The sequence below is a fragment of the Nitrobacter sp. MLSD-S21 genome, from assembly GCF_058809865.1.
The window spans coordinates 65,076-78,668 of record NZ_JBXASZ010000011.1 but is presented as its reverse complement, the minus strand read 5'-3'; the positions used below and the strand labels follow the sequence as shown (position 1 = coordinate 78,668).

The following is a 13,593-nucleotide window of genomic DNA, read 5'->3' as shown; positions in this document are numbered from 1 at the left end:
ACAGTTCGCGGTGCAGCAGTTGACGCGCGACGACGCCGGGTCTGTGTCTGTGTTGGCGCATCAATCGTCACTTTCGGTAATGTCGTGGCGGACGATCGCGATTCTTGTGCAAACGTGAAGCTGCTGTCCGCCAAAATTCCGGCGGCAAGCGCGACCACGGCGCTCGTTGACAGAAGAAAAGAGCGTCCACAACGCCGCGTGAACCAACAACTCATAAATGCCCCCGAATTTCGGCTAATTTCGCATGCATACAGTGGGAGAATTAGGCGGGGAATGGATAGTATTTAGAATAGCTCTAGATCGAAACAATCTCAAACACATTTAGCCTCTGGGGACGTCTGCGCGGCAGACTTCGGCGACAGCGCTGCTTCAAACGTTGCTTTCCGAAAAGCGTACGTTTCGCTAATCGACGGCTTGAATGTGCCAGCCCCGGCGCGCCACTAGTACGCCGGGCCGGGGTTTGTCGAGCCACAGCGACACATTGCTGCGTCGCCGCCGTCCTGGCCCGACGTCAGCGCGGCCGCCCGCCAAGGATGGAGCTTCCTAAAAGGCCACGCCGAATCTAATCCATCCCGTGCCGACGGCGCATCTCAGCAGCTAAATCAATGCGCCGGCCGATCAATTCTGCTCTGCACTCAGCACCGGTCACGCCGCGTGCGATGAAGCCGGCGGCCTTCTCAGGCTTGCGGGCAAGCGCGTAGGTTTCGTGGATCTCTCGCTCGTACAGGCGTCGCTTTTGATCGATCTCTTCGAATGCTGACATTTCGCGAGTCCTTTCAGTGATTATCGTCGTCGGGCGACACGTCGCTTTGAACACCAAGAACCGCTCTGGCATCCGCATCGGTTCGGCGCTCCAGGTTCATGCCGCTGCTGATCAGATCAGAAATCCAGTGTTCTTCTTCGCGTTCAACTGCGAGCTTATCCGCCGTCAAGGTAGTGAGCTTCTTCGCGCGATCCTCTGAACTCAAAGCCGCATCGCCGCGAGAAGGGCACTTCCAGGAGCCTTGGCGACAAGCTCGGATCCCTGATCGTGGGCCGCTGAGCCTGCGTTTACCACCCTATCAGCCATCTCTCGCGTGACGTCCCGAACTTGGTCTGCGGCGTGTTGAAGTGCGCCCTCGGTTTCCTTGCCCGCGTCTTGATCAACCATGGTTATTGCTCCTGTTGGCGAGCAATAAATCGTCCGCGGACCTATCGTTCCGACTTAGAGAGGCCGCCCCCGATCACGGCTCCCTCCGCCGTGGGCGGCGCCAGGATGGCGACACCCTCGGTGATCGCCGTCATGAAAAGGTCCTTAAGGTCAGGGTTCCGCAAAACCTCATCACCGGCATTGAACGAGGGCACAGCATTCCATTCTAGGTTCTCGCCCGGAGGGGGCAATTTATCCTGACTGAAGGCGTACGCAGTGCGTCCGGGCTCGACGTCCGTACCTTGCTCGACGAATTTCTGAAGGCGAGTCATTCTCGACCTGCTTTCGAGCTAGGAACCTAATTTCCGGTGGTGCGTCATTCTGTCCGCAACAACGATGGAACGATTGGTGCCCAATGGCTAGCACGGCGCGCACAGAGAAGGCAGAGGGTCAGGGTGGAGATAAGAAACGCAGCAAAAGCTCGCAGCTGTTCGGCGAGATCGCAAACGTTACGTCGCGGGCGGCGGGCCGCGCTCCGATCTTTGTCGCTGCCGTAGCCGTTGTTCTCATCTGGGCCATCACCGGTCCGCTGTTCGGCTACTCCGACACCTGGCAGCTGGTGATCAATACCGGCACCACCATCGTCACCTTCCTGATGGTGTTCTTGATCCAAAACTCTCAGAATCGGGACGGCGCCGCCATACAAGCCAAGCTGGACGAACTGATCCGGGTGGGCAAGGCCCGTAATTCGTTTGTCGGAATTGAGCGTCTGACCGACGAGGAGCTGGAAGATATTCGAAGCAGGTGCGAGCGTCTTGCGAAAGCTGAGAAGATCAGCGAAAGCGCAGTCTGCCTGACGGGCAAAAAGGCCGGGCAGGCGGCCGACCAAACTACCGCTTAGAAGGCGTGCTCAAAAAGGCCCGCCGGAGCGGATCAACAGCGGGCCTGATCTGGTCGTCATGCGCATTGTGGGTCCACCCGTTCCGGTTGAGTAAACGCCGGCGGATGAAATTTCGTTCCCCGATCCCTATGCGGCGAGCAGAGTCATTCCTGCTTCAGCGTCAAGATCCTCGATGACAGCTTCTAGAGCTGCGATTGCGCTTTGGAGGGCGGCTAAGTCCGAAATCTGCCGTTCCGATACCGGGCCATGTTTTCCCATCAGCGCAACAATCAAATCGCGACGCCGCTCCTTGAGTTGAACAAGAGGTAGTCCGTGGTCCTTTAGCAACGCGGTCATTCCACATTCTCCGTCGGGACTGTTTTGTAGCTAAAAAGTCCTTAAAGAGACTTTCCGCCACCTCTAAAATTTTTGAATTTGGGAGGAACAGCGCCGCGCAGCGTGGTGGGTGGGGCAAGCCGTATTTGCCCGCACAGCCAAACGCGCGGGAAAACGTGGGGAACCAAAGGACTGTCCGGGCTTTTGCGGTGCAGGAGGTTCGTCCAGTGCTGCGCTATTTCTTCAATGTTTTAGGTGAGAAAAATCATGCAGACCGCGTCGGCGAGGAGCTAGCCGATAAGCACGCGGCCTGGAAAGAAGCGACGGTAATGGCCGGCCAAATTCTTCAAGATATGGATGGGCGATTTCGACCGGGCCAAATGTGGCAGCTCGAAGTCACAGACGAGTTTGCCAATCCATTGTTTAATATCCAAGTGCACGCTGAGAAAAGGAAATAGCATCGACGCGTATCGGTAGGAGAGGGAATGCCCATTTCAGGGGAATCCTGGCGCGAACTGCCCGACGGCGAGATCGAGTTCACGATGAAGCGGCTAAAGAGCGCGGATTCAGGAGACTGCCTTCCTAGACGTTCGAGCGTCCGGTTTTTAAGTTGAAATTATTTCCGGCTCCTGCCATTGCATGTCTTGCAGCTTACCCGACGCGATAAGCGCCTCTAGGTCGTCGGCCTGACGATCATTCCGCAAGGCGAGCAAACGTCTCGCGCTTGGCCGGGTTGGTTGCGAGCTTGCTGATCATCCTGCAATCCTCTGCTTCTTTCCGCAGCTTTTCAGCCCATTCCCGAGCATCTTTCATTGTCCTGCCTCCACCTTCAGCGCCTCTTCCGTGATCGTCAGGATCAACTCTAAGTCACGGCGCATGACGACTGGGTCAGAGCTCCCCAGAGCAACGCGTACCAGCGTCTGGATATCGACTAGGGCTCCTTTGGGACCGCCGGTTGGCGGCTCTCGGCTATGCGTGTGGTCAGCGTTTCGAAGCCGCACGCCGGCGCCACCGCCGTTTTCAGGGACGAATTGCGCGCCCGCATCTTCGAGCGCGCGTTGAATGGAGGCCAAGGTCGGCGCCCTGGCGACCGATGCTCCGCGCTCAACGCTATGCAAAGCCTGCGCTGAAATATCCGCCGCTTTCGCCAAATCGGCTCGCTTCATGTTCAGCATGGCCCGCGCGCCGCGAATCTGTTCGGGGGTGATCATCCCTGCGTATAGTGCTTAGAACCTTTCAAAAGTGCTTTAGCTCGCCGGCCTCAATTAAATCTTCGTTTTCATCGCTGCTATTCCCGCCGGGGTAATACGATAGGCGGCAGGCTCAATAACCTCGATCCAGCCTTTCGCTTTTAGTTTGCGGACAGTTTCCGGCGCAGCTGAAGATGGTTCCTCTGTAGTTCACCTCGATGGAGCAGCATCTGCAAGATAATCCGCTCTCGATGAGTAGGCAGGTGACTTGGTGAGCGCGGCTTGTCGCTGTCCCGTCACGGGCACTCGGTAATCCGCGACGGCCGCTGCTTCCAGGTCTTCATGTTCGCCGAGGAGGAGCACGCCGGGATATTCCACGCGGCGTTCGGCGGCGAGCGGACGTACCCGTCCGAAAAGGGAAAGGGCGCGGTGGGCGCAGTGGAGGGAAGCTCCGCGACGCGGGAAAAACAGCCACGCGCCGCTAAACGTGATTGGCGCTCCTCCGAATCCCGACACACGCTCCCCGCTCTCCTCCGGCATACGATGAACCTCCCTCCGCCTGCCTCCAAAGGAAAAGGACCAGCGCCCTGACCCAGAGTATCCGCGCCGAGGAAGATGACGGCCGGCGCCCGGGGCATGACGCGATAAGCGGCGCGGACGTTCCCGGATGGGCGACCGACAGGGAGGCGTGGCTCAGGCTCGCCGCGGACTGGAAAGCGCTCGCGGAGGACATGATGCGGAGACGCGATCACATCTGAGGGAGAGCTGCGGCAAATCGCTCACCGGCCTTACATAGGTGGAACAGGCCTACATATACTCGCGACGGTCCCTCTCCCCCAAGAGGCCACAAGCACGGTCCCGCAGCTTTTGCCCCAAAGCCCCGCGACCGTGCACCCCAAGTGAGGCCACTTGGAAGAATCAAATTTAGTCAGAACGATGAATACCGCTTAAGCGGCCGTCAAAGCACTGCCGCGCTGCTCGCCGGGCACTTCGCGCGCCGGGGGTGCTGGACGAATTTCATTTGTGCGACAACGACGAGCCGCGCAGTCTTCCCGAAGGGAAGGGCAACTGCTTCCGCTCCAACGGGACCTGCAGCTGGTCGCCGGGCTGCACCCCGTCTAGCCGCTTAAGCTCAAAGCCGGCATACCCGCCCGGCGCGATTGAGAGCGCGCGTTGCTTCTCGTCCGCCATCCAGAGTGTCCCGTCGGGGCTGATAGTCAGCGTATGCCCGTTAAAGGGCTCGTATGGCGCATCGTTCTCACTGTCATTCGCTTTGTTCACTCTGACAGTGAACCAGTTCTTCCTGCTCATGTAGCCTCAACTCCTTCCGGTTCGGAACTAGCCAGCAAATGCCCACCATCAATTCGGGCTGATCAGGAAGTTGAACTGCGGCGCCCAGCCCGTCATGTGCTTGAGCAGGGCCTGGCGCCGCTGCTGTGGCATGCCGGGGCCATTCTTAAGAAAGTCCTGCACCGCCTGCTTGAACTCCTGTATCTGCGCCTCTTCCCCCGTGGTCAGGTCGCCGTACTCCGCGATGATGTCTCGCGCCTGCGCCTCTATATCGTCCATGTCAGGTCCTCTGAGCTGCTGCCGTTCATAACCGCGCTTGCGTTCGGCTAGTTCCGCCGCTGGTTCCCAGCGCGCGCCTGCGTGTCAGATTCAATCTCTTTTGCTTAGCCCTATGAACGAGCTCTGCCGCAGCAATCCCTCAGATGTGATGTCGCGGTATTCGACTTCGGCGGCGAACGACGGCTCTACCCACGTCGCCTTCGGCTTCCTGACCGGCTTCGTAAGCGGCGACTTCGCGGCGGCGGCCGTATCGAGCTGCTTTCGTATCCTGCTCGAGGTTGTTCGGGACCAGCCGGTGCCTACCTTGCCCATGTAGACCAGCTCTTTGCCTTCCTGCTTGCCGAGGTAGAGCGCGGCGACGCGGGTGGGGTCCTTCACGAAGCCGACGACGGGGAAGGTCCCGCGCTTCGCGGTCTTTACCTTGATCCATGCTTCGTTGCGGTCGGAGCGGTACGGCGCCGCGGGGTTCTTCGAGACGATGCCTTCCCAGTTCAGCTTCGCCGCGTGCTCGAACATCTCCGCGCCGTTGCCCGTGATGTGCTCGCTGTAATGCAACGGCGGCTTCAGCCCGTGCCGGTCGAACAGCTGCTTCAGCAGCCGCTTGCGCTCGATTTGGAGAACGGCGCGCAGGTCGTAGCCGTCGAGGTACAGCAGGTCGAAAGCGTAGTACTCGATGCGGCTCTGTTTCCCTCCTGCGAGCGCCGCCTGGAGCGCGGAGAAGTTAGTGCGTCCGTCCTCGATGACAACAGCCTCGCCGTCGAGGATCGCCTGCCTGGGAAGATCGAGCGCTTTAGCGATGCCGGCAAACCGCTTGGTCCAATCGAGGCCGTTGCGGGTGTAGGCCGCCGCGCGCCCGCCGCTCGCGTGCAGCTGCACCCGGTAGCCGTCGTACTTTATCTCATTGAGCCACTGGTCGCCGCTCGGCGCCTGTGATCTCAATTTGGCGAGCTGGGGGGTGATGAATCCCGGCATGGCCGCGGGCTTGGCACCTTCAGCCGGGATGTCGCGGGATTTCGCACGCTTCGCCACTCACGCTACTCAACAAAAGCCTGCCGCGCTGGAAACGCAACAAGCGGGCAAGTATCAGCCCATAGGAACGTCGCTATAAAGGCTGCTTCGGCGCAATTCCGGCGAGCTCGCCCACGTCTGGATTTCAGACGCGGTCTCGGCCCGCTTCACCGCCTTCAGCAGTCTCTCGCGCTCGGGCCCGTCCGGAATATCTGCTGCTTCTCTGCGCGCGTCCGCTGCGAATTCGGCGAGGCGCTCCTGGAGCGATCTGGTCTGCTTCGTGCGGGACCTGTGCTTCACAAGGAAACTCCTGCTAACGGCCGAAGAACAGCCACAGAAGGAGGATTACGGGTATCGGCACGCCGATCAGCCAGAGCAGAAGTCCGCGTCCCATCGCTCTCTCCCGGATAATGCAAGTTCGACGAATGAACGGCATTTGAAAGCAAAGGTTCCGGTCCGCGCGCCTTAGGAAAGGTCATAGGCGCCTTTAGCCCTTGTAGGAGGCTTCTTCCACTGCGACCAGCCCGCGCCCTTGCCTGAGGGATGCATGCGCTCGCCGCCGAACTCCTTCCGGAAAAGAAGTGGCCGTCGCAGTATGCCGAATGCCCGTGACTCGAGAGCGACAGCCGGCGCTCCTCGCAGACTGGTAATGAAGTGGTTCAATGGGCAGAAGGGTTATGGTTTCATTCAGCCCGACAGCGGCGGCAAGGACGTGTTCGTCCATATCTCTGCGGTGGAGAGAGCGGGCCTCTCGACCTGAATGAGGGGCAGGAGATCAGCTACGAAATCATGGCAAATCGCGGCAAAAAAAGCGCGGAAAATCTTCGGGTCGGTTGATCAGGCGGCCCGCCGGTCACGCCGGCAGACTATATCGCCTGGTCCCGATCCGCCGGTGAGGGCGGTTCCCCTTCGGTTGCCTGAACCGCCGTTCGCTCCGACGGACCGTGCGGATCACCAGGCGGCTGCGATCCTGACGATCTCGACAATGCGTCATACCGGGTCGCCGTTTGCGCCTGCTCGATCTTTTTCAGGAGAGCATCTCGAGCGGGGCCAGGTTCCAATTTGTCAGCCTGCTCGCGAGTCTTCTCAGCCCAGGCTGAAAGACGGTCCTGAAGGGTGAGTTGCTTCGAACCATGACGCCTGGCCATGTCAAACCTCGACTTTGAAAGCGGCAAATTCTAGCGCTGGCGAGCGAGGTATTTCTTACGGACGCGCGGCGGAGTTGCGGTTGATTGTCTCTGATCGGTCCTTAGAGACCTTCCGCCTTCCCGCTTGTGGCCCTCCAGTGCTGGCTTTCAGCGCTCCGGCGGTTTTTTTCCGCAAGTGACGGTTCAGGAAGAATAAAGCCCACCCGGCGCAAGACCGGCAGCGGGGGCGCGCGCCTTTCTGACGACGAGGCTTATGAGGCGTTCCGGTTGATCCGTTGGGCCGCGACCGATGGCGCTCCGGTATGTCCGCGCTGTGAGTGTGCTGCCGTCTACACCTACACCACGCGCCGCCTGTTCAAGTGTAAGGCTTGCTCGCATCAGTTCTCGGTTCACATCGGGCACGATCTTCCCAAGCCGTAAGCTCCCGGTCCGCGACTATCTCTTGGCTATTGCGATCTTCGTCAACGGCGCAAAGGGCCATAGTGCGCTTCAACTGAGCCGTGACCTCCACTGCCAATATAAGACTGCCTTCGTGATGGCTCACAAGCGTTAGCCTCGGATGCACATGGCGCAACCGCCTCGGGTGAAATATCCGAACGCTGGCTCGTGGTGCCTTAGAGACTGACGACACTGCCGTCATAAAGCGAAAATTAGAGATGATTCTGAAGACCATAGATAAGGCTTTGCCGAACGGGCCAGAGAACCCCTCCGAAGCGATCTTTGGACCGTAGGATGCGCACTATGTCAAAGCGCATCAGCGGTCCTCAGAAGCTCTTCACGCATACCGCGGGAGAGCGTTCCAACCAAGCCGGGTTGCCCTTTGAAAGGGGTGCCACGTCCGGCAGGTAGGCCAGAAGCCCGACCAAAATAACAAAACCAACAACTCGCAACTCGGGCGGGCCTTTTGTGGTCAACAGTTCAACTGGTCGGACCAGAAGAGCTTGCGCAGGGGTCAGACAGCGCCCGGATAAGAGAAGAACACCCACAGCAACAGTGCAATGAGCACGACAAAACAGACCATCACGGCAAAGATAGAAACGCGGTGCATACTCGCAAAACGCGGATGCAGCACGTTAGTTTCTATCTAGGGTTAGCGCGCTGCGGCAGCTTATTTAGGAGGCTGTAGTTTTGGCGAGCGTAGCCAGCCCTTAATGCTGGCCGCAGTCTCAGCTTGGCGGGCCCTGCTCTCAAGCTTTTGCCTGTCGGGCCGAATGGAAGCTGTTCAGCTTCCTTGCGCAAACGCTCAGCCTCCTCGTAGCAGCGTTCGAATAAAGAAAGCGTTTGTTTGAAACGACGCTGTTTGCATAGCGCCGCTCCTTTCCGTTAAAGGGAGGGGGAGGTCCAAGGCAATACGAAGGTTATCGAGGAGAAAATTAAGACCGATGACGAAGCACGCCAATATGATCTGATCTTTACAAAGGATCTTTGGCCAAGCTAGCTTTCAGACTTATCCGCTACGATGGAGATTGCAATGCGCCGCCTCACCGCCCTGGCGATTTTGAGTATCGCGAGCTTCACCACTTCCGTTGCATATGCACAGGGCCCCCTCACACCGTTCACGCCGGGCGCAGGAAATCAAACAGTATCCACGCCCTGGTGCTTGGGTGGTTCTTTAAACTTTACGCCCTACTGCGGTCCGGTGCGCTACCCGGCTTGTAGTAGGTCATCACCATGCCTCGTCTGGGGCGGCGCCGGTCAGGTAGCCTCGAGGTGCGATGAATGGATCTGTATCAGCCGCATTCCGGGTAAGATTCAGCGGCGTCAAGGTCCGGTAAGATAACGGGGTTGCGCGTTGACAAGGCCGGGCTAGCAATCCGGAGACTGTTTGCCACCCAGTGAATGCGCTGGCTCGCGTTGCTCTGGAGAGCGCCGACCCTGTCGTCACGCGGCGCGACAAGATGCGCTCCAGCCCTGGCCAGAAATAAAAAACCGCACCTGAGCGTGGAGGATGTAACCATTGATGCGCGGCATCGTTGAGCAAGATCGCAGGACGCTGCATTGACGCTGTCGCGGCCGCAAGGCTGACGGGACTGGCGAAGAAGCCGTTAAGCCGCCAAAGCCGCCGCAGCCGAAGCCCAGTCCAAAGCCCCCGCAACCAAAGCCGCCGGTGATGACGATGCCACGACCGCAGCGGCAGGTGCCTTCGTTGCCGACAATGCCATGGCAAGATGATGGCCGGTGATGAGCGCCGCCAAATGAGCGCCGGACAGCGCGAGAGTTCGGGTTGCCTCTCATCGAATCGGCTGCCTTTGTTAATCCTGGCGAAACGCGCCCGAATGAATAATCCCCGCCTTTGAGCACTCAACAGGAGACCTTTTGATGCGAAGAATACTGGTCCTGATGTCAGCCTGTATCGCACCGGCACTTATCGCAGGCGAAGCCTCGGCGACAAAAATCACCGCAAGACAGGTCATTGCAATCTGTGGTGAACAGCTTCAAAGGGGCGGCGTCGGAGATGCCCACGCATCGGGATGCGAGGAAAAGTGCGGGGGCAAGATTTGCAGTTTCAGTTGCTGCAGCGGACCAAAGTGCGGCGAGGAGGGCTGCCAAGGGTATATTGTCGAAAAGCGTCCGCTCCCCACGTCCCTTGTTAACCAGCTAAAGGGCAAGTCGCATGCGCGGAAGCATCATTAGTCTCCGTGCCCATGACGAGGCTCACTTGCTCTGCTGCTTTGAGCCCACAAGCGATAGGCTTCATCCTCATAGGGATCAGCGTCTGTCGGCTCCGGTATCAGTTTCGCGCCCTCCGAGCGGAAGTGATCGAGACCACGGCCCATTGCCTTGCCCTTGAGCGTGTGCTGATCGTTCGCCCAGTCGGGAATGGGTCGGCGTGAAGCCCTCAAGCTGCGACCGCAGTCCAACTGCGGCTGCGAAGTGGCAACCGGCGCGTGACTTTGGCGACCGGCACATGATGCGGATGGCGTTGCCGACCCATCAGCCGGGCCTCGTCCCTCGACTTGCTGTAGCGCTCCCGTGACTGCGCAAGCGCTGCGGCCACGGACGGCACGACGCACGGCGCGGCCCAGCGTGTCGAGATCTTCGTGGGTGATGATCTCCAGTCGATTGCAGACCATGGTGTGGAAGGTTTTGGACGTGTGCAGCAGCTCGACGGCGAACTCCATCGCCTCGCGCTCCATGCCGCGCCTGATCGCCTTTACACGTTCGCTCGCAGGCCACCTCATGGAGCGAGGTATTCGCGTCAACGCGATTGCGCCCGGACCGGTCTGGACGCCCCTCAATCCCTCGGACCAAAAGGCAGACAAGGTGAAGATCTTCGGTCAACAGTCCAAAATGAAGCGCGCCGCGCAACCCGAGGAACTCGCCCCCGCATATGTCTTCATGGCTGCGCCGTCGTGCTCCAGTTACATTACGGGTGAGATCCTGCATATTTAGAACTCGTCGTTCGGAAAGAAGTCACGGCATGGGTGAAAATTCCCCACGAGTTTTATGAAAATTTCTACAAGCTAAAGAGGTGGCAAAAGTTATTATAGCATTGTTACGACCTACAATACCAACCTTGTGTATGAGCGGCTGGGGGCCCGGCCTTTTGAGGAATTGCAGGCAAAGACTCCCCGCAATGTCGCTCATTCCGTCAGCAACGGGGGATCCGACATTTCGCGAAAGGATACGCGTTCGCTGGTTGCGCTGGACCCGCCCGACACAGCTTGAGGGTCAATTGCCACGGCGGGGGTGTGGAACCCGTTTTCATCAGGGGGCTACTAAGGAGACCGACGATCCCGACGTGGTCGCAGCCCTCTCGGATTCCGACGTGGCAGGGTAAAGGGCTACGGGACACGTAACGAGCGAAAGGCGCAGGAAGCCTTTCCAGTTGGCGCGGGGGGCATGCGATACTCCGACACTGCAGGGACTCGGTTCAAGACGAATTGGGGTGATTCGTTCCGACATCGCCGTGCAGATACTTCTGGGTGGAAGCGGAAGACCAAATTCGGAGAGCACGGATCGAGAGCAGTGGCTATAACGTCATACTCAACCGCTGTGTGCGTAGTGGAACGTTTTCACTTCTTCGATATTGACGTGTAAGCTTCAATGGAGACCACCATGCGCAACCATCTTCTTGTCCTTACTGCATCTGCTTTCGTTCTCGCTAGCGGCGCTGCATCCGCTCAGCAAGGTAAAGGTAGCGGCGCCCTGACGACGCCGGAAAGCACGACTCAAAGTGGGATGACGGGCCACGGGGACTCGACAGACATGGCGGCGTGGCACCGCTCCATGGGCTACGGCTCGTTCCATGGTCACATGGGTCACTCACCGATGATGCAAATGGTATTTATTCTTGCGGACACCAATGGTGACGGGAAGCTTTCACTGCAGGAATTCCAAGCGGCGCACGAGCGAATGTTCAAAGCGATGGACTCCAACAAAGATGGGGGCCTCACGCTTGAGGAGATGCAGTTCTTCGTGCATGGAAGCAAAGATTAATTGACCTTCCTAGAGGCGCTTCAAATAGCCGGACCGCGCCGCTCCCTGAGCGTTGCATCCTGCGATGAGGATGACCTGACTTGCCCCGCCGCCGCTTCCTTGGGAGCGGCGGGTGTTTTTTGAGCGGCGCTAGTGGCGAAGCGTGTGCATCCCGGCCGAAGGCGCGAAGCCCGCGGAGATGCCGGGTTCATCACGCCCCAACTCGCCACCCTCAAGGCGAAAGCGCCGCGCGGCCACCAATGGCTTAACGAGATAAAGTACGACGGCTACCGGGTGCAGCTGCATGCGAGCGGAGGCGCACTACGGCCTACACCCGTAACGGGCTCGATTGGACCAAGCGGTACGCGGGCATCGCCAAGGCGTTGCGCATTCCCCGCGAGTCCATCATCGACCGCGAAGCGGTCGTCATCGAGGACGGCCGCACCAACTTCTCCGAGCTCCAGGCGGCGCTGGCGGCCAGCAACAGGCAGGGCCGCATCGAGTATTACGCCTTCGACCTGCTCTATCTCGACCGCTACGACCTGCGCGCGGTCGCGCAGATCGAGCGCAAGCGGCTGCTGAAGGAGCTGTTCAACCGCTACGCATTGGGCCCGCCCCTGCACTACAGCGAGCACATTGCGGGCGGCAGGGAGATGTTCGAGCACGCGGCGAAGCTCGATTGGGAGGGCATCGTCTCGAAGAACCCCGCCGCGCCGTACCGCTCGGACCGCAACGAGGCATGGATCAAGGTCAAGACGGCGAAGCGCGGCACGTCCCCTGTCATCGGCTTCATTAAGGACCCGACCGGCGTCGCCGCGCTCTATCTGGGCAAGCAAGAAGCCGGAAAGCTCGGTTACATGGGCAAGGTCGGCACCGGCTGGTCCCGAACGACATCGATCAAGATACGCAAGCAGCTCGATACGGCCGTCATCGCGACGTCGCCGTTGACGAAGCCGGTCAGGAAGCCGAAGGCGACATGGGTAGAGCCGTCGTTCCTCGCCGAGGTGGAGTACCGCGACATCACATCTGAGGGACTGCTGCGGCAAAGCTCGTTCAAGGGCCTTACAAGACAGGCTAGGTGTACATATCAGCGCGACGGGGCCCACTCCCCCCAAGCGCGCACGGCCCCCGCGCCTCCCGCCCGAGCGCGCTGCGGGGCCGTGCACCATTCGGAGCAAGCGGCGCTTCCGAGGCGTCTCTGCAGGAACCAAGCCGTCCCGCTCGTATTTTATCCGGACCCGCCCGGCAGCGCCGGGCCACAGCGCCGGATCACTACCATGCGGAAAGAACTCCAGGACGTCGTGAAGGATACCGCCGCGCTCGGTCTATCGGCCGCCGCGCTCGGGATGGAGATAGGATCGAAGATCGCGCGCAAGACCCTGGACGAGGTGTCGCGCGCAGGCGACGACGCCCCGCACGAGCCCGCGGCATCCGGGCTCACCGAAAAGGACATCAGCGTCCGCGCCTACCAGCTATGGGAGCAGGCCGGCTGTCCCGAGGGGCGCGACAAGGATTTCTATTTCCAGGCCGAAAAGGAATTGATGGGCGAACAAGCGCTCGGTTTGCCGGCAGCGCGGAAGGCGCCCTAGCCGCATGAAGCATGGCTGCTCTATCTGCCGGGGCATCGGCTGGGTGTGCGAGCGCCATCCCGATCGGCCCCACGACTATGAAATAGGATGCGCGTGCGGCTACGCCGCGCCCTGCGAGTGCAATGACAGCGATCCGCCTGACGCCGGCGAGGTCGTATTCGTCGCGGAAGAAACCCACGCCGATCTGCCGTCGTGGTAATCTTGAAATGGATAAGGACCCGGGCGCCGTCGCCCTCTGAAAGAAGCGCGCGGAGAACCTGCGCAAGAAGCTCGGCTCCGACGAGGCACTCAAGTAGCACATGCGGAAAGTGCCCGCGGGCAAAAA

Annotated in this window: 16 protein-coding genes and 3 pseudogenes; 8 read left to right on the top strand and 11 right to left on the bottom strand. The window is 59.8% G+C overall.

Annotated elements, in window-relative coordinates; all coding sequences use genetic code 11:
• Window positions 1-562: 562 nt before the first annotated feature.
• The 4 genes from AC1RT6_RS20400 to AC1RT6_RS20385 are packed head-to-tail and all read right to left on the bottom strand — an operon-like array spanning window position 563 to window position 1,461.
• Window positions 563-763, bottom strand: coding sequence for a hypothetical protein (locus AC1RT6_RS20400; protein ID WP_472790906.1), 201 nt, complete (start codon window positions 761-763; stop codon window positions 563-565).
• A 13-nt stretch (window positions 764-776) separates the two neighbouring features.
• Window positions 777-968, bottom strand: a complete 192-nt coding sequence (locus AC1RT6_RS20395) for a hypothetical protein (RefSeq protein ID WP_472790905.1) — start codon at window positions 966-968, stop codon at window positions 777-779.
• Window positions 965-1,150 (bottom strand): hypothetical protein, encoded by a 186-nt coding sequence (locus AC1RT6_RS20390; RefSeq protein WP_472790904.1) that lies wholly within the window; start codon window positions 1,148-1,150, stop codon window positions 965-967. The genes AC1RT6_RS20395 and AC1RT6_RS20390 overlap by 4 nt, the downstream gene beginning before the upstream one ends.
• A gap of 41 nt (window positions 1,151-1,191) precedes the next feature.
• On the bottom strand, window positions 1,192-1,461 hold the full coding sequence (locus tag AC1RT6_RS20385) for a hypothetical protein (RefSeq protein WP_472790903.1): 270 nt from the start codon (window positions 1,459-1,461) through the stop codon (window positions 1,192-1,194).
• 83 nt (window positions 1,462-1,544) lie between these two features.
• Between AC1RT6_RS20385 and AC1RT6_RS20380 the strand changes: the two genes are divergently transcribed.
• Window positions 1,545-2,030 (top strand): low affinity iron permease family protein, encoded by a 486-nt coding sequence (locus tag AC1RT6_RS20380; RefSeq protein WP_472790902.1) that lies wholly within the window; start codon window positions 1,545-1,547, stop codon window positions 2,028-2,030.
• Between the two features lie 126 nt (window positions 2,031-2,156).
• On the opposite strand, the gene AC1RT6_RS20375 is transcribed toward AC1RT6_RS20380, so the two are convergent.
• Window positions 2,157-2,366, bottom strand: a complete 210-nt coding sequence (locus tag AC1RT6_RS20375) for a hypothetical protein (RefSeq protein ID WP_472790901.1) — start codon at window positions 2,364-2,366, stop codon at window positions 2,157-2,159.
• Window positions 2,367-2,572: 206 nt separating this feature from the next.
• Between AC1RT6_RS20375 and AC1RT6_RS20370 the strand changes: the two genes are divergently transcribed.
• Complete coding sequence (locus AC1RT6_RS20370) at window positions 2,573-2,803, top strand: DUF6894 family protein (protein WP_472790900.1); 231 nt, start codon at window positions 2,573-2,575, stop codon at window positions 2,801-2,803.
• A gap of 351 nt (window positions 2,804-3,154) precedes the next feature.
• Here the strand turns inward: AC1RT6_RS20370 and AC1RT6_RS20365 are convergent, their stop codons facing one another.
• The 5 genes from AC1RT6_RS20365 to AC1RT6_RS20345 form a co-directional block, all read right to left on the bottom strand.
• Window positions 3,155-3,556 (bottom strand): helix-turn-helix transcriptional regulator, encoded by a 402-nt coding sequence (locus AC1RT6_RS20365; RefSeq protein WP_472790899.1) that lies wholly within the window; start codon window positions 3,554-3,556, stop codon window positions 3,155-3,157.
• Between the two features lie 996 nt (window positions 3,557-4,552).
• Window positions 4,553-4,846 carry a hypothetical protein gene (locus AC1RT6_RS20360; RefSeq protein ID WP_472790898.1) on the bottom strand — a complete coding sequence of 98 codons (294 nt, stop codon included), beginning with the start codon at window positions 4,844-4,846 and terminating at the stop codon, window positions 4,553-4,555.
• 48 nt (window positions 4,847-4,894) lie between these two features.
• The gene (locus AC1RT6_RS20355) at window positions 4,895-5,104 is read right to left on the bottom strand and encodes a hypothetical protein (RefSeq protein ID WP_472790897.1); all 210 of its coding nucleotides are present in this window, start codon (window positions 5,102-5,104) and stop codon (window positions 4,895-4,897) included.
• Between the two features lie 90 nt (window positions 5,105-5,194).
• Window positions 5,195-6,133, bottom strand: a complete 939-nt coding sequence (gene ligD, locus AC1RT6_RS20350; protein WP_472790896.1) for a non-homologous end-joining DNA ligase — start codon at window positions 6,131-6,133, stop codon at window positions 5,195-5,197.
• Window positions 6,134-6,187: 54 nt separating this feature from the next.
• On the bottom strand, window positions 6,188-6,412 hold the full coding sequence (locus AC1RT6_RS20345; protein WP_472790895.1) for a hypothetical protein: 225 nt from the start codon (window positions 6,410-6,412) through the stop codon (window positions 6,188-6,190).
• Window positions 6,413-6,761: 349 nt separating this feature from the next.
• On the opposite strand from AC1RT6_RS20345, the pseudogene AC1RT6_RS20340 reads away from it, so the two are divergent.
• Together AC1RT6_RS20340 and AC1RT6_RS20335 are read left to right on the top strand one after the other, a co-directional pair.
• A pseudogene (locus AC1RT6_RS20340) lies at window positions 6,762-6,949 on the top strand (cold-shock protein).
• A gap of 503 nt (window positions 6,950-7,452) precedes the next feature.
• Window positions 7,453-7,807, top strand: a pseudogene (locus AC1RT6_RS20335) (transposase); the annotation flags it as partial.
• A gap of 2,083 nt (window positions 7,808-9,890) precedes the next feature.
• Here the strand turns inward: AC1RT6_RS20335 and AC1RT6_RS20330 are convergent.
• On the bottom strand, window positions 9,891-10,442 hold the full coding sequence (locus tag AC1RT6_RS20330; protein ID WP_472791566.1) for a hypothetical protein: 552 nt from the start codon (window positions 10,440-10,442) through the stop codon (window positions 9,891-9,893).
• Between AC1RT6_RS20330 and AC1RT6_RS20325 the strand changes: the two are divergent.
• The 4 genes and pseudogenes from AC1RT6_RS20325 to AC1RT6_RS20310 all read left to right on the top strand — a co-directional run.
• Window positions 10,411-10,653: pseudogene (locus AC1RT6_RS20325) on the top strand (SDR family oxidoreductase); the annotation flags it as partial. The gene AC1RT6_RS20330 and the pseudogene AC1RT6_RS20325 overlap by 32 nt on opposite strands.
• Before the next feature lie 666 nt (window positions 10,654-11,319).
• Window positions 11,320-11,700, top strand: a complete 381-nt coding sequence (locus AC1RT6_RS20320; RefSeq protein ID WP_493029628.1) for an EF-hand domain-containing protein — start codon at window positions 11,320-11,322, stop codon at window positions 11,698-11,700.
• A gap of 350 nt (window positions 11,701-12,050) precedes the next feature.
• Window positions 12,051-13,268, top strand: coding sequence for a DUF2934 domain-containing protein (locus tag AC1RT6_RS20315; protein WP_493029630.1), 1,218 nt, complete (start codon window positions 12,051-12,053; stop codon window positions 13,266-13,268).
• A 4-nt stretch (window positions 13,269-13,272) separates the two neighbouring features.
• On the top strand, window positions 13,273-13,467 hold the full coding sequence (locus AC1RT6_RS20310) for a hypothetical protein (RefSeq protein ID WP_472790893.1): 195 nt from the start codon (window positions 13,273-13,275) through the stop codon (window positions 13,465-13,467).
• The last annotated feature ends 126 nt before the right edge of the window (window positions 13,468-13,593 follow it).

Bases quoted from the DNA above. Each gene is read 5' to 3' on its own strand.
- AC1RT6_RS20385 (WP_472790903.1), bottom strand. From the start codon at position 1,461: ATGACTCGCCTTCAGAAATTCGTCGAGCAAGGTACGGACGTCGAGCCC.
- AC1RT6_RS20360 (WP_472790898.1), bottom strand. From the start codon at position 4,846: ATGAGCAGGAAGAACTGGTTCACTGTCAGAGTGAACAAAGCGAATGAC.
- AC1RT6_RS20365 (WP_472790899.1), bottom strand. From the start codon at position 3,556: ATGATCACCCCCGAACAGATTCGCGGCGCGCGGGCCATGCTGAACATG.
- AC1RT6_RS20380 (WP_472790902.1), top strand. From the start codon at position 1,545: ATGGCTAGCACGGCGCGCACAGAGAAGGCAGAGGGTCAGGGTGGAGAT.
- AC1RT6_RS20400 (WP_472790906.1), bottom strand. From the start codon at position 763: ATGTCAGCATTCGAAGAGATCGATCAAAAGCGACGCCTGTACGAGCGA.
- AC1RT6_RS20320 (WP_493029628.1), top strand. From the start codon at position 11,320: ATGCGCAACCATCTTCTTGTCCTTACTGCATCTGCTTTCGTTCTCGCT.
- AC1RT6_RS20355 (WP_472790897.1), bottom strand. From the start codon at position 5,104: ATGGACGATATAGAGGCGCAGGCGCGAGACATCATCGCGGAGTACGGC.
- AC1RT6_RS20390 (WP_472790904.1), bottom strand. From the start codon at position 1,150: ATGGTTGATCAAGACGCGGGCAAGGAAACCGAGGGCGCACTTCAACAC.
- AC1RT6_RS20375 (WP_472790901.1), bottom strand. From the start codon at position 2,366: ATGACCGCGTTGCTAAAGGACCACGGACTACCTCTTGTTCAACTCAAG.
- AC1RT6_RS20330 (WP_472791566.1), bottom strand. From the start codon at position 10,442: ATGAGGTGGCCTGCGAGCGAACGTGTAAAGGCGATCAGGCGCGGCATG.
- AC1RT6_RS20310 (WP_472790893.1), top strand. From the start codon at position 13,273: ATGAAGCATGGCTGCTCTATCTGCCGGGGCATCGGCTGGGTGTGCGAG.